Raw genomic sequence first — 14,606 nt, 5'->3', positions numbered from 1 at the left:
CCAGCTCGTCAGCTCTTCCTGGCCCGTTTGAAGACCTTCTCCAGCTCCTTGCCACGAAGGCCCAGCAGCTCGGCTTTGCGCACCTTGCTGAGCACGAGGGGGCACCGCTTGCAGCGCGGTTTGCTGCGACAACACTTCTTCTTCGGCTTGACACCGGCCAGCTTGGAGGGGTCCACGCGCACTTCCGTCGTTTTCGCGATCAGGTACCTGCACTGCGACAATAGGAGACGTGGATTTCCCCTCTGACTTTCGGAACGTCGCCATCGTCGCTCACGTCGACCACGGCAAGACGACCCTGGTGGACGCGATGCTGCGGCAGTCCGGTGCCCTGTCGCACCGCGGGGACGACGCCGTCGAACGCCTGATGGACTCCGGTGACCTCGAAAAGGAAAAGGGCATCACGATTCTGGCGAAGAACACCGCCGTGCACCGCCAGCACCCCGACGGCTCGATGACCGTCATCAACGTGATCGACACCCCCGGGCACGCCGACTTCGGTGGCGAGGTGGAGCGCGGGCTGTCGATGGTCGACGGCGTGCTGCTGCTCGTCGACGCCTCCGAGGGCCCGCTGCCTCAGACCCGCTTCGTGCTGCGCAAGGCGCTCGCCGCGCATCTGCCGGTGCTCCTGGTGGTCAACAAGACCGACCGTCCCGACGCCCGCATCGCCGAGGTCGTCTCCGAGAGTCACGACCTATTGCTCGACGTCGCAACGGATTTGGACGACGAGGCGCAGAAGGCCGCCGAGCACGCGCTGGGGTTGCCGACGCTGTACGCCTCGGGTCGCGCCGGCATCGCGAGCCTGACCGAACCCGCCAACGGCGAGAACCCCGACGGGGAGAACCTCGACGCGCTGTTCGACGTGCTGCAGGAGCACATCCCCGCGCCGGCGGGCGACCCCGAGGCGCCGCTGCAGGCCCTGGTCACGAACCTCGACGCATCGGCGTTCCTCGGCCGCCTGGCGCTGGTCCGCATCTACAACGGCAAGATGCGCAAGGGCCAGCAGGTCGCCTGGATGCGCGAGGTCGACGGCCACCCCGTCATCACCAACGCCAAGATCACCGAACTGCTCACCACCGAGGGCGTCGACCGCCGCCCCACCGACGAGGCGGTCGCCGGTGACATCGTCGCCGTCGCCGGGATGCCGGAGATCATGATCGGCGACACCCTCGCCGACCCCGAGCACGCGCACGCGCTCCCGCGGATCCACGTCGACGAGCCGGCGATCTCGGTGACCATCGGCACCAACACCTCCCCGCTGGCGGGCAAGGTGTCCGGCCACAAGCTGACGGCCAGGATGGTCAAGAACCGGCTCGACAGCGAGCTCGTCGGCAACGTCTCGATCAAGGTCGTCGACATCGGCCGGCCGGATGCGTGGGAGGTGCAGGGCCGCGGCGAGTTGGCGCTGGCGGTGCTCGTCGAGCAGATGCGGCGCGAGGGCTTCGAGCTGACGGTCGGCAAGCCCCAGGTCGTTACCAGGACCATCGACGGCAAGCTGCACGAGCCGTTCGAAGCGATGACCATCGACTGTCCCGACGAATTCGTCGGCGCGGTCACCCAGCTCATGGCGGCCCGCAAGGGACGCATGGAGGAGATGGCCAACCACGCCGCCGGGTGGGTGCGGATGGACTTCATCGTCCCCAGCCGCGGGCTCATCGGCTTCCGGACAGACTTCCTCACCCTGACCCGTGGCACGGGCATCGCCAACGCCGTGTTCGAGGGCTACCGCCCGTGGGCGGGGGAGATCCGGGCCAGGCACACCGGATCGCTGGTCTCCGACCGCACCGGCACGGTGACCCCGTTCGCGATGACGCAACTGGCCGACCGCGGACAGTTCTTCGTCGAGCCCGGCGACGACACCTACGAGGGGCAGGTCGTCGGCATCAACCCGCGCGCCGAGGATCTCGACGTCAACGTCACCCGCGAGAAGAAGCTGACCAACATGCGCAGCTCGACGGCCGACGTCTTCGAAACGCTGGCGCGCCCACTGGAACTGGGCCTGGAGCAGGCCATGGAGTTCTGCGCGGAGGACGAGTGCGTCGAGGTCACGCCGGACATCGTGCGCGTCCGCAAGACCGAGTTGGTCGGCAGTTTGCGGGCCAGGGCCAAGGCCAGGGCGAAGGCCCGCGGCTGAGGCTGGCGAGCGTCCGAGGTTTGGCCCGTTAGCCTATGGGCGTGCCGAGGACGTTGCGACGATGCAGTGACGCCGCGATCGCGGTGGCGTCGACGGTGCTTCTGGTCTCGGCCTGCACCGTCAGCCCGCCACCGGCTCCGCAAAGCACGGAGACCACCCAGAACACGCCCCCGCCGCCGCTGAAGGCCACCCAGATCATCATGGCCATCGACTCGGTGGGTCCCGGGTTCAACCCGCATCTGCTGTCGGATCAGTCGCCGGTCAACGCCGCCATCTCGTCGCTGGTGCTGCCGAGCTCGTTCCGGCCGATCCCCGACCCCATGTCGTCGACGGGTTCGCGGTGGGAAATGGACCCCACGTTGCTGGTGTCGGCGGACGTGACGAGCCAGAACCCCTTCACGGTCACCTACAAGATCAAGCCCGAGGCGCAGTGGACGGACAACGCACCCATCGGCGCCGACGACTACTGGTACCTGTGGCGTCAGATGGTCGGGGCGCCGGGCGTCGTCGACCCGGCGGGCTACGACCTCATCACCGGCGTCCAATCCGTGGAGGGCGGCAAGACTGCCGTCGTCACGTTCTCGCAGCCGTATCCGGCGTGGCGGGAGCTGTTCAACGACATCCTGCCCGCGCACATCGTCAAGGACGTACCCGGCGGATTCGCGGCCGGACTGGTGCGAGCGTTGCCGGTCACCGGTGGTCAGTTCCGCGTCGAGAGCATCGACCCCCAGCGCGACGAGATCCTGCTGTCGCGCAACGACCGCTACTGGGGCGAGCCCGCGAAGCCGGATCAGATCCTATTCCGTCGCGGGGGAGCGCCCGCCGTCCTCGCCGACTCGATCCGCAACGGCGATACGCAGGTGGCGCAGGTGCACGGCGGCCAGGCGGCCTACGTGCAGCTCGGCACGATCCCCGACGTCCGCACCGCGCGCATCGTCACGCCGCGGGTGATGCAGGTGACGCTGCGGGCGTCGCAGCCCGATCTGCAGGACGCCCAGGTCCGCAAGGCGCTCCTGGGGTTGCTCGACGTCGACGTGCTGGCCGCCGTCGGAGCGGGCAGCGACAACACCGTGACGCTGGCTCAGGCACAGGTGCGCGCGCCGTCGGACCCGGGCTACGTGCCCACCTCGCCGCCGGCCCTGACCCGCGAGGCGGCACTGGACCTGTTGAAGGCCAGCGGCTACACCGTCGAGCAGGAGGTGTCGACGACCAGCCCGATGCCACCGCCCACCGCCGGGTCTCCGCCGCCGACCAGGGGGCGCATCAGCAAGGACGGGCAGCAGCTGAAGTTCGTCATCGGCGTCGCGGCCAACGACCCGACGTCGGTCGCCGTCGCCAACACCGCGGCCGACCAGTTGCGCAGCGTCGGCGTCGCGGCGTCGGTGCTCGCGCTCGATCCGCCCGTGCTGTACGGAGATGCGTTGAGCCAGAACAGGTTCGACGCGATCGTCGGGTGGCATCAGGCGGGCGGTGACCTCGCCACGGCGTTGGCGTCCCGCTTCGGCTGCCGCGCACTGCAAGCCACCGCGGTGCCCACCACGCCTCCGAGTTCTCCGGCCTCGACTACGTCCGGCTCGAGTACGGCGGCGTCGGGTTCTCCGGGTTCGTCGGCTTCGACCCCGCGGACGACGGCGCGGCCCCCGACCTCCGGCGCTGGGGCGTCGAGCACTGCGCCGTCCAGTACTGCTGGGGCGTCCACGTCTAGTTCTGCGGCGTCGAGCACCACGCCGACGGCGACCGCGGCCCGCACCCCGCCCCCGGAACCGGATCAGCTCGTGCAGGCGCCGAGCAACCTGACCGGCGTGTGCGACGAGAGCATCCAGCCCAACATCGACGCCGCGCTGGACGGTAGCCAACCCATCAGCGACGTCCTGACGGCCGTCGAGCCGCGGCTGTGGAACATGGCGACCGTCCTGCCGATCCTGCAGGACACGACCATCGTCGCCGCGGCGCCCAACGTGCAGAACGTGAGTCTGTCCGGAGCCGTGCCCGTCGGCATCGTGGGCGATGCGGGCAAATGGGTGAAGGTGCCCGGTTAGGGCGGCGCGCCCCGGGCGAGATTGCGCTCGCGCAGCAATCGGATGCCGTGTGCCGTGAACGACGCCGCGGCGAAGACGGCGATCAACCACATCGGCGGGCGGGCCAACTCCCATACGAACAGGGCTGCGAAGGCCGGCGCCCGCAGCGTGATCGCCAGCACGCCCGCCGCGCACGCCAGCGCCGGGGCCGCCACGTCGAACCCGGTCCCTGCCAGCCGATTGAGCGTCAGCACCGCGACCGAACCCGCCGCCGCACCCGTCGCCAAGGCAGGCGTGATCAAGCCGCCCACGGCTCCGGTGCGCAGGTACAGCGCCGTCAGCAACGGTTTCAGGAACAGGATGACGACGGCGCCGCCCAGCGTCAGGCTGGCGTTGACGCTGACGGTCAGGATGCTTCTGCCGTTGCCCGGCAATTCCGGCCACCAGATCGAGCAGATCCCGGTGGCCAGGCCCGCGATGGCGATCGCGGGAATCAGTGGCCACGACCGCCGCTGCGGCACCGGTCGCGCCCACGCCGTCACCTTGTCGAACGCGAATCCGACGGCCACCGCCACCGGGGCGACGGCGCACCCGAAGAAGACGAACAGGTACGAGAGGCTCGCGTTGGGCCACACCACGGAGTGCTCGAGGTGCGTCACGGGCGCGGACACCGCGACGGCGAGGCTCGAGGTGATCAGCGCCGTGCCGATGGCCTTCGGTTGCCAGGAGCCGAGCACGATGCGCGCCGCGTAGAGCGCACCGCCCAGCGGCACGCTGTACACCGCCCCGAGTCCCGCGCCCGCCGCGCACGCGAGCAGAATCTCCCGGTCACTCGGGGTCAGCGCCCACCGCGACGTCCCGAGGTCACCGAGCGTGGCAGCGAGCTGTCGGGGAGCGCCCTCGCGACCCAACGACGCACCTGAGCCGACCAGCAACACCTGCAACCCGGCGTCGATCGACAGGCGCCACCGCGGGATCGGCGCGCGCGTGCGGATCGTCGTCGCCAGCGTCGGGACGTCGGCCCTGCGTCTCAGCCACCACCAGCCGGCTCCGGCGAGGGCGCCGCCGAACATCGGCCCGAGGGCCCGGCGGACCGGGCTGCTGTGGCCGACCCCGGTGAGCAGCGTGCCGTAGGAGTAGTCGTAGACGAGATGTTCTATCCAGTGCAGCAGGAGCGTGGTCGCCGCCCCCGCGACGCCGGCCAGGAGCCCGATGACGATGACGGCGCACCCGTACTCAACCGTGCGGCGGGTCACGGGGTGAATCTATCTTGAGCCCATGGAGACGCCACGGTTGTTGTTCGTCCACGCCCATCCCGACGACGAGTCCCTGACCACCGGCGCCACGATCGCCCACTATGCCGGGCAGGGGGCGCGCGTGCAGGTCGTCACGTGCACGCTCGGTGAGGAGGGTGAGGTGATCGGCGAGCGCTTCGCGCAATTGGCCGTCGACGGTGCCGACCAGCTCGGCGGCTACCGCATCGGCGAATTGACTTCGGCGCTGGCCGAATTGGGGATCGACGAGCCGCGATTCCTCGGGGGCGCGGGCCGCTGGCGCGATTCGGGCATGGTCGGGACGCCGCCACGGCGTCGGCAGCGGTTCGTCGACGCGGACGCCGGGGAGGCCGTCGGTGCGCTCGTCGCGATCATCCGCGAGTTGCGCCCGCACGTCGTCGTCACCTACGACCCCAACGGCGGGTACGGCCACCCCGACCACGTTCATGCCCACGAGGTGACGACGGCGGCCGTGGCCGCCGCGGCCGGACCGGACCACGCGGGCGAGCCCTGGCACGTGCCCAAGTTCTACTGGACGGTCACTGCGCGCAGCGCCCTCGACGCGGGCATGGCCGAACTCGCCGAGATGGACCTGCCCGCCGGGTGGCGGCTCACCGACGAGGAATTCGACTTCGCGTACGCCGATGCGGACATCGACGCCGTCGTCGAGGCGCCGGGCAGCCGCGACGCCAAGGTCGCGGCTCTTCGCGCGCATGCCACCCAAGTGACCGTGGAAGCCACGGGCCGGGCCTGCGCGCTGTCCAACGACATCGCACTGCCGATCTCTGCCAGCGAACACTTCGTGCTCGTTTCGGGGGCCGCGGGCGAGCGGGACCACCGCGGATGGGAAACCGACCTGTTGAGCGGATTGACCCTGGAATAGCAACGGAGTGAGGGAGTACGCTGCCATCAATCGGCGGCCCGAGGAGGCGATGGCGATGGACCCGGATCTGGATCCCAACCTGCAGCACTGGCAGGACCGCTTGGACAATTTCCAGTGGGTCGTCGGCTCGCTGGTGGGGCTGCTCGACAGCGTTCCCACCTGACGACCCCGGCACCACTGGCTTCGGTGCGATTCGTCGTTCTCGCCGTCCTGACCATCGACGGTGTGCTGTCGGCTGTCTCCGGGGCGTTCTTGTTGCCGCTGTACCTCGGGGCCATCCCGTTTCCCATCAGTGGGTTGCTCAGTGGCATCGTCAATGCCTCGCTGGTGTGGGCCGCACTGCAGTGGGGGCACAACCCGCGGCTGGCGGCCCTGCCCTTGTGGGCATGGCTGGCCACCTCCCTTGGGCTGACCTTCGGCGGCCCGGGCGGTGACATCGTCCTCAGCGGCGCCGGAGTGATGCAACTCGCGCCGATCGTGTTCGTCGTACTCGGAGGCGGGCCGCCGGCATACGTGCTGTGGCGGCTGACTCAGCGGGCGGGCGCGTAGCGTTCGGCGGCTCATGGGGGCGCGTCCTTTCCCTCCGCCCCGGGTCTGCCGAGGAGGCGTTCGGGGTGGTGGTAGTAGTTGAGTCGGGGTTGGCCGGTGTCGAGTTCTGGGGGTGGGATCCATTGCACCCCTTGGGGTGTGATGGTGACCGTCCAGCCGTATTCGGCGAGGCGGTTGTCTGGTGGGCAGGCCAGGACTTCTTCGTTGACGTTGGTCTGGCCGCCGTGTTTGGCCCAGCCGTTGACGTGGTTGACCTGGGTGCCGAAGGCCGGGACGGTGCAGCCGGGTTTGGTGCAGCCGCGGTCGCGGGCGTAGAGCACGATGCGGTGCGCCGGTGGGGCGATGCGCTTGGTCCGCCCGCAGTAGAGCACCTCGTTGGTGTGGCGGTCGAAGACCGTGAGGTAGTGGTAGGCGTGGGATGCCATGCGGATGACGTCACGCATGGGCAGCACGGTGCCCCCAGCGGTGACCGCGGTCCTAGAGGTCGCGGGGCGCGGTGCGGGGGGTGGCGCGGGGGTTGGTGCCGGGGATGGTGCGCTGGGCGGCGCGGGCTGGCTGACCGCGGCGGGCTCGACGGGTGCGGGCTCGGACGGTGCGGGGGTGCTGTTGGCGTCTGACTCAAGCTCGGCCCCGGCGGGCTCTGTGTCGTTTTGCGGCGCGGCGGCTGGATCTTGCTCGGCCGCGGCCTCGGGCTTTGAGGTGCCTGCAGCGGGCTCGGGGGCCGCGGGCTTGTGCTGGGTGGCTGGGGTGGTGGCTGCGGGCTCAGTCTCCGAGGCGGCCGCAGCGGGCTCGGGCTCGGTGGCCGCGGGCTCGGCGGCTGGGGTGGTGGCTGCGGGCTCAGGCTCGGTGGCCGCGGGCTCAGGCTCAGCGCCCTCAGGCCCGCCCACTTCCTCCTCGAACAGGGTCGCCGCCGGGGGCGGTGTCTGCGGCAGACCGGCGGCGGCTTCCAGATCTTGCAGGGTGGTGCTGATGATCACCGTCACCGGCAACCCGTTGTGCTGACCCAACGTGCCCGACTGCAGCACCATCCGGCCCACGGCGACCATCGCATCGAGCTGACGCCGCCCCAGCGACCGATGATCTCCCTCGATCTGCTCCCGGCTCGGGGTCCCGGATACACACGGATGAGGGTCGTCGCGGTTGCACATCCCCGGGGCGGCCAACTTGGCGTAGATCGCCTCCCACACCGCCCGCGCCTCGGGATCGAGTTCCCCGCTGAGCACGCTCATCCCATCAGAGCGTTGCGGCCCCAACGCCAAGGACCCGCTCGGCGGTGCCGGATCGGTGTCGTCGGGTTCGGGGCCGTCCTGATCGAGGTAGGTCAACAACTTGTCGGCGACCTTCTTCAACTCCTCCGGGGTCAACCCGGGGGCCTGCAACGCCAACGACGCCTCACACCCCTCCCGGTCGGCCACCGTCACCCAGGACGGCAGCTTGGCGAAGAACTCCCGAATCCTGACCACGTGGTCGGCCCCGATCGCGCCCTGGGCGACCAGGGCGGCCACCAACGGCAGCACCGGCTCCTGGGTTTCGCCGATCAGGGAGACCCGCGGCCCCAGATCGCGGGCGTGATCGAGCCGGCGCTGGGCATCGACGGCCGTGATCTTCAGCAGCGCCTTCCAGGACGTGCCGCCCAGGGTGACGGGGTTGGCTTCGCGGGACAACCGGGCCAGGATCTGGTGGATCAACGCCGCGCGGCGCCGGTCGGCGACCTCCAATTCCCCCAACGCCCCCAACAGTTCGGTGTCGCCGAAGGACTCCAGGCTCAAGGCGGCGACGGCGTCGGAGGCCGCGAGGTAGCGCTCGAGCACCGCGCGGTCACCGTCCCCATCCACCCTTCGAACATACCTTCGACCACCGACATCACCCCGCCCCCCGAGCGTCGAAAGCCGCAGTTGCACAAAGCGATTCGCTCAGAGGTGGGCATTAGTGCCTTCTGACGGACGCCTCTGCCTTGGCTGGCTTGCTATCGGTGGAGGCGTCTGCCGAGCCCTTCCCGGCGCCATGGTCGCGACTCTTCTTGCCAGGGTGCTTCTCGGCATCGCCGGGGCTCGCCGGCTCGTCACTTTTCGTGACGGATGGTGCAGTCGATGTGTGTCCGGAGGCCTTCGTGGGTTTGGGGGCCTTGGTGGAGCCAGTGGTCTTCGTCGAGTCGGCGGCGTCAGTGGGTTTGGGGGCTTTGGTCGAGTCGGCGGCGTCAGTGGAGTCGGCGGCGTCGGTGGAGCCGGTGGGTTCGGTGGCGTCCGCGACGGAGTTGGCGTCGTCCGGCTTCTGGGTTCCGGTCGCCTTGGGGACCTGCGTGACACCGGCTTTCTTCAGACCAGGCGTCGTGCCGACACCGGACACCCCTGTCGTGCCGGCCGCAGCCACGGACTTGACGGCAGCAACGGGTGGCAGCGGCGGGATGAGCCAGCCGAAGAAGTTGTTGAACTCCGCGACTGCGGTGTTGATGGCCGCGTTGACGGTCGTCTGGCCGACGGTGGCGATCCCGTTGACGTACACCGCGGGGTTGAGCGGGTCGTTCACCACCGGATCGATCAACCCATAGACGATGCTGTCGGCGATGGGTAGACCCAGGTTGTAATACAGGATGTTGAGCTGGTCGCTGATCAGGTAGCCGAGCGGGACGAACTGCAGCACGTAGCTCGCGAGTTGCACGCCGTACGTCACCGCACCCCGGGCGGACTGGTAGATCGCGTCGATCGCGTTCGAGGCCGAGTTCTGGGGCACCGCCAGCGCGGCGGAGGCGGCCGCCCGCAACTCGGGTTGGCGAGCGGCTGCGGCGCGGCCGACCGCGGGATCGATGCGGTCGATGGCCGCCGTCGCCGCCACCACGTGCGCAGGATTCGGGGGCGCGGAGGCCATCGTGCGGACGGCGGCGGCGAGGGCGACCCGCGGCGACGCCGTCGCCATCTCGACGTGGCGGGGGTGGGGAACCGTCGGTCCAGACGGCGGAACGCAGAGCACGCTGGCGGAGACGGCGACCGACGCCGTGAGGAGGCGCAGACCGGTGGACGTTCTCATGCGCGACTCTCCCAACGCCAGGGGCCCGATGGTGATGAACCTACAAGGCCAGGGGGCCGCCCGGGTCGCTCTGCGACGACTACTGTGACCACCATGTCAGGGACGAAGGTTTCCGATCGCGGGACGCACGGATGATTATCGACGACCGCGGGGTTACAGAGGAGTGGCTCTGAACCCCCAGCGCGGCGCCGATCTCCCCAGCCCCGTGGTCCCACCCAAGTCCGCACCGTTGGATTCGAGCGCCTCGTCGCCAAGTCCAGCTGCTCTGCGTCGTGTGTTGCGACGGGCGCGGGACGGGGTGGCACTCAACGTCGACGAGGCCGCCATCGCGATGACGGCGCGGGGCGCCGATCTGGACGACCTGATGTCCAGCGCCGCACGGGTCCGCGACGCCGGTCTGCAGGCCGCCGGCCGGTTCGGGCCGACGGGCAAGCTCCCGGTGAGTTACTCCCGCAAGGTCTTCATCCCCGTCACGCATCTGTGTCGCGACACGTGCCACTACTGCACGTTCGTCACGGTGCCCGGCAAGTTGCGCGCGCAGGGCAAGGGCATGTACATGGAGCCCGACGAGATCCTCGACGTCGCCCGCAAGGGTGCCGAATTGGGTTGCAAGGAAGCACTGTTCACGCTCGGGGACCGACCCGAGACGCGATGGGACGAGGCCAAGCAGTGGCTCGACGAGCGCGGTTATGACTCGACGCTCGACTACGTCCGCGCGATGGCGATCCGCGTGCTCGAGGAGACCGGTCTACTGCCGCACCTGAACCCCGGGGTGATGAGCTGGTCGGAGCTCTCGCGCCTCAAGCCCGTCGCGCCGTCGATGGGAATGATGCTGGAGACCACGTCGCGACGGTTGTACGAGACGAAGGGCCTGGCCCACTACGGCAGCCCCGACAAGGACCCGACGGTGCGGCTGCGCACGCTCGACGACGCGGGCCGGCTGTCGGTGCCCTTCACAACGGGCCTGCTGGTTGGCATCGGCGAGAACCTGACCGAGCGCGCCGAGACGATGCATGCAATCCGCCGCTCCCACAAGGAGTTTGGCCACGTGCAGGAAGTCATCGTGCAGAACTTCCGCGCGAAGGACCACACCGCGATGGCGACCGTCCCGGACGCCGGGATCGACGACTTCCTGGCCACCGTCGCCGTCACGCGGTTGGTGCTGGGGCCGAAGATGCGCATTCAGGCCCCGCCGAACCTGGTGTCGCGCGACGAGTGCCTGGCGCTCATCGGCGCAGGCGTCGACGACTGGGGCGGCGTGTCGCCGCTGACGCCGGACCACGTCAACCCCGAACGCCCGTGGCCCGCGCTGGACGAGCTGGCGGCGGTCACCGCGGAGGCGGGTTACGACCTGGTGCAGCGCCTCACCGCCCAGCCGCCGTACGTGCAGGCCGGCGCGGCGTGGATCGATCCGCGGGTGCAGGGTCACGTCGCCGCACTCGCCGACCCGGACACGGGTTTCGCGCTCGACGTCAACCCGGTGGGCCGGCCGTGGCAGGAGCCCGACGAGGCCACCGAGTCCCTGGGCCGCACCGATCTGAACACCGCGATCGACTCCGAGGGCCGGCTCACCGAGACGCGCAGCGACCTCGGCAGCGCGTTCGGCGACTGGGAGTCGATCCGCGCCAAGGTCAGCGAGCTGGCGGCGCGCGCCCCCGAACGCATCGACACCGACGTGCTCGCGGCGCTGCGCTCGGCCGAGCGCAACCCCGCGGGCTGCAGCGACGACGAGTATCACGCACTGGCCACCGCGGACGGTCCGGCGCTGGATGCCGTTGCCGCGCTTGCTGATTCGCTGCGTCGTGACGTGGTCGGTGACGACGTGACGTTCGTGGTGAACCGCAACATCAACTTCACCAACATCTGCTACACCGGCTGCCGGTTCTGCGCGTTCGCTCAGCGCAAGGGCGATGCCGACGCGTTCTCGCTGTCCACCGAGGAGGTCGCGAACCGGGCGTGGGAGGCGCACGTCGCCGGGGCCACCGAGGTCTGCATGCAGGGTGGCATCGACCCCGAACTGCCCGTCACCGGCTACGCGGATCTGGTGCGCGCGGTCAAGGCGCGGGTGCCGTCGATGCACGTGCACGCGTTCTCGCCGATGGAGATCTCCAACGGAGTGACCAAGAGCGGCACCAGCATTCGCGAGTGGTTGACCACCCTGCGCGAGGCGGGTCTCGGCTCGATTCCCGGCACGGCCGCGGAGATCCTCGACGACGAGGTGCGCTGGGTGCTGACCAAGGGCAAGCTGCCGACGTCGGCGTGGATCGAGGTCATCACGACCGCCCACGAGGTGGGCCTGCGGTCCAGCTCGACGATGATGTACGGCCATGTCGACACCCCGCGACACTGGGTCGGACACCTCAACGTGCTGCGCGACATCCAGGACCGCACCGGCGGATTCACGGAGTTCGTGCCGCTGCCGTTCGTGCACCAGTCCTCGCCGCTCTACCTCGCCGGTGGCGCGCGACCCGGCCCGACGCACCGCGACAACCGCGCCGTCCACGCGTTGGCTCGAATCATGTTGCACGGCAGGATCTCCAACATCCAGACCAGCTGGGTCAAGCTCGGCGTCGAGCGCACGCAGGTGATGCTCAACGGAGGAGCCAACGACCTGGGCGGCACGCTGATGGAGGAGACCATCTCGCGGATGGCCGGCTCGGAGAACGGCTCGGCGAAGTCGGTCGAGGAACTGGTGTCGATCGCCGAGGGCATCGGCAGGCCGGCCCGCCAGCGCAGCACCACCTACGAGGCGCTCGCCGCCTGACCCGTTCCGCGCGAGCGTGCGTATTTGCACCGCACACGCCGCCGCGCGGTCGGCGTTGGCGCACGCTCGCCCGCGGCCGCTGCCGTCCGGGGTGACGTCGGCTGAAACGCTGTGCTAGGCAAGGGTGTGACCGCATCCCACACGCACACGACCGACGGACGTCCGCGGGCCCGCGGACTCGGCATCCCGCTGCCCGGCCTACCGGGGCCATTGAACGCCATCACCGACGTCCCCGGTGTCGAGGTCGGAACCGTCACGCTGATCGAGGGTGACGCCGTCCGCACCGGCGTCACCGCGATCCTGCCGCGCGGACGCTCCGGTGTCGGCCGACCCTGCGCGGCGGGATGGCATTCGCTCAACGGCAACGGCGAGATGACCGGGACGACGTGGATCGAGGAGTCCGGCGCGTTCAATCTGCCGATCGTGCTGTCGAATACGCACGCCGTCGGCGCCTGCCACTTGGGTGCGGTGAGCTGGGTGAACCGGGTCCACCCGCAGCTCGCGAAGCAGTGGCTGCTCCCGGTGTGCGCCGAGACGTGGGACGGCTACCTGAACGACATCAACGGCGGACACGTGCGACCGGAACACGCCGAGGCCGCGCTCGACGCCGCGGCGTCCGGCCCCGTGGCCGAGGGTTCGGTCGGCGGGGGCACCGGGATGAACTGCTATGAATTCTCCGGCGGCAACGGAACCGCCTCGCGCAGTGTGGCTTACGGCTCGCACGCCTTCACCGTGGCGGCGTTCGTGCAGGCGAACTTCGGGGCGCGGCACGAGTTGACCGTCGCGGGCCGACATGTCGGCGATGCGTTGGCCGACGACAATCCGTTGGACTCCGACTGGTTCGCCGCCGATCTCGGGGTGCGGCCACCGCCGGGGGCCGGGTCGGTGATCGTGATCGTGGCGACCGACGCGCCGCTGCTGCCGGGCCAGTGCAAGGCGGTGGCACGCCGGGTGCCGCTCGGTCTGGCGCGGACCGGGACGACGGGCAGCCACTTCTCGGGCGACATCTTCCTGGCGTTCTCGACGGCTGATGCCGACGGACTGCTGAGCGCGTTTCCGCTGGGCGCGCCGGCGGACGACGAGTTCGGCACCATGAGCTTCCTGCCGTGGGGGCGCATGGATGCGTTCTACGCCGCGGTCGTGCAGTCGGTCGAGGAGGCGGTGCTGAACGCGCTGGTCGTGAACCAGGACATGACGGGTCGCGACGGGCATCGCTCGCCCCGCCTTCCGCTGGAGCGTCTGCAGCAACTGCTGGGATAGCAGCGGAACAAAATCGGACTGCGGTCCGTTTGCATGGAGCGAGGTGCCGGGAAGGCCGGCCCCGAGCCAAGGAGACGCACCATGACCGCATCCGTAGCGAACGAACTCAGCACCGGAACCTGGGCCATCGACCCCGTCCACTCGTCGATCGGCTTCTCCGTACGCCACCTCGTCGTCAGCAAGGTCCGCGGCACGTTCAAGGCCTTCAGCGGCGCCATCGTCGTCGCCGAGGACGGCACGCCGTCGGTCACCGCCGAGATCGCGGTCGACTCGCTCGACACCGGCAACGAGCAGCGCGACGCCCACGTCAAGTCCGCCGACTTCTTCGACGTCGAGAAGTACCCGACCGCGACGTTCGTCTCGACCGGACTGCGCGCCGATGGTGGGGACTACGTGCTCGACGGTGACTTCACCCTCAAGGGCGTCACCAAGCCGATCGCGCTGAAGCTCGAGTTCAACGGTCGCAACCCCGGCATGGGCCATGGCGAGGTCGCCGGCTTCGAGGCGTCGGTCGTGCTGAACCGCAAGGACTTCGGCATCGACATCGACATGCCGCTGGAGACCGGTGGCGCCGTCGTCGGCGACAAGGTCACCATCACCCTCGAGATCGAGGCGCTCAGGCAGGCCTGATCTCCACGCCGAGCAGCCGCAAAGGTGTCGCGACACGCCGCACGTCGAACACCTTTGCGGCTGTTCGCGCGGG

At 69.7% G+C, this 14,606-nt stretch carries 12 protein-coding genes; 8 read left to right on the top strand and 4 right to left on the bottom strand.

What is annotated here, in order from left to right; translation table 11 throughout:
• Nucleotides 1-8 precede the first annotated feature (8 nt).
• Complete coding sequence (locus tag G6N60_RS28170) at nt 9-176, bottom strand: hypothetical protein (RefSeq protein WP_170312573.1); 168 nt, start codon at nt 174-176, stop codon at nt 9-11.
• 53 nt (nt 177-229) lie between these two features.
• On the opposite strand from G6N60_RS28170, the gene typA reads away from it, so the two are divergent.
• Together typA and G6N60_RS20820 are read left to right on the top strand one after the other, a co-directional pair.
• Nucleotides 230-2,131: a translational GTPase TypA gene (typA, locus tag G6N60_RS20825; protein WP_163740818.1), complete on the top strand. Its 1,902-nt coding sequence runs from the start codon at nt 230-232 to the stop codon at nt 2,129-2,131.
• 35 nt (nt 2,132-2,166) lie between these two features.
• Nucleotides 2,167-4,170, top strand: a complete 2,004-nt coding sequence (locus tag G6N60_RS20820) for an ABC transporter family substrate-binding protein (protein ID WP_163740816.1) — start codon at nt 2,167-2,169, stop codon at nt 4,168-4,170.
• Here the strand turns inward: G6N60_RS20820 and G6N60_RS20815 are convergent.
• The gene (locus G6N60_RS20815; protein WP_163740814.1) at nt 4,167-5,405 is read right to left on the bottom strand and encodes a chloride channel protein; all 1,239 of its coding nucleotides are present in this window, start codon (nt 5,403-5,405) and stop codon (nt 4,167-4,169) included. The two genes, G6N60_RS20820 and G6N60_RS20815, sit on opposite strands and share 4 nt — an antisense overlap.
• A 22-nt stretch (nt 5,406-5,427) precedes the next feature.
• Between G6N60_RS20815 and mshB the strand changes: the two genes are divergently transcribed.
• The 3 genes from mshB to G6N60_RS20800 are packed head-to-tail and all read left to right on the top strand — an operon-like array spanning nt 5,428 to nt 6,855.
• Nucleotides 5,428-6,306, top strand: coding sequence for an N-acetyl-1-D-myo-inositol-2-amino-2-deoxy-alpha-D-glucopyranoside deacetylase (gene mshB / locus G6N60_RS20810; RefSeq protein WP_163740812.1), 879 nt, complete (start codon nt 5,428-5,430; stop codon nt 6,304-6,306).
• Between the two features lie 7 nt (nt 6,307-6,313).
• Complete coding sequence (locus tag G6N60_RS20805) at nt 6,314-6,469, top strand: hypothetical protein (RefSeq protein ID WP_163730774.1); 156 nt, start codon at nt 6,314-6,316, stop codon at nt 6,467-6,469.
• Nucleotides 6,421-6,855, top strand: a complete 435-nt coding sequence (locus G6N60_RS20800) for a hypothetical protein (RefSeq protein ID WP_163740810.1) — start codon at nt 6,421-6,423, stop codon at nt 6,853-6,855. Before G6N60_RS20805 ends, G6N60_RS20800 begins: the two co-directional genes overlap by 49 nt.
• 11 nt (nt 6,856-6,866) lie before the next feature.
• Here G6N60_RS20800 and G6N60_RS28375 read toward each other — a convergent pair whose 3' ends face one another.
• Together G6N60_RS28375 and G6N60_RS20790 are read right to left on the bottom strand one after the other, a co-directional pair.
• A complete protein-coding gene (locus tag G6N60_RS28375; protein ID WP_163740808.1) occupies nt 6,867-8,690 on the bottom strand; it encodes an HNH endonuclease signature motif containing protein in 1,824 nt (607 codons plus the stop codon).
• Nucleotides 8,691-8,781: 91 nt separating this feature from the next.
• Nucleotides 8,782-9,879, bottom strand: a complete 1,098-nt coding sequence (locus G6N60_RS20790; protein WP_163740806.1) for a hypothetical protein — start codon at nt 9,877-9,879, stop codon at nt 8,782-8,784.
• 163 nt (nt 9,880-10,042) lie between these two features.
• On the opposite strand from G6N60_RS20790, the gene G6N60_RS20785 reads away from it, so the two are divergent.
• The 3 genes from G6N60_RS20785 (at nt 10,043) to G6N60_RS20775 (ending at nt 14,533) form a co-directional block, all read left to right on the top strand.
• Entirely contained in the window at nt 10,043-12,643 is a 2,601-nt protein-coding gene (locus tag G6N60_RS20785) for a bifunctional FO biosynthesis protein CofGH (RefSeq protein WP_163740804.1), read from the top strand.
• Nucleotides 12,644-12,769: 126 nt separating this feature from the next.
• Nucleotides 12,770-13,903: a DmpA family aminopeptidase gene (locus tag G6N60_RS20780; RefSeq protein ID WP_163740802.1), complete on the top strand. Its 1,134-nt coding sequence runs from the start codon at nt 12,770-12,772 to the stop codon at nt 13,901-13,903.
• Between the two features lie 81 nt (nt 13,904-13,984).
• Nucleotides 13,985-14,533, top strand: coding sequence for a YceI family protein (locus G6N60_RS20775; RefSeq protein ID WP_163740800.1), 549 nt, complete (start codon nt 13,985-13,987; stop codon nt 14,531-14,533).
• Nucleotides 14,534-14,606: the final 73 nt, after the last annotated feature.

The organism is Mycolicibacterium madagascariense (assembly GCF_010729665.1).
GTDB classification, from domain to species: domain Bacteria; phylum Actinomycetota; class Actinomycetes; order Mycobacteriales; family Mycobacteriaceae; genus Mycobacterium; species Mycobacterium madagascariense.
Note: the sequence above shows the minus strand (reverse complement) of the source record. Positions and strands in the feature narration are given on the sequence as shown.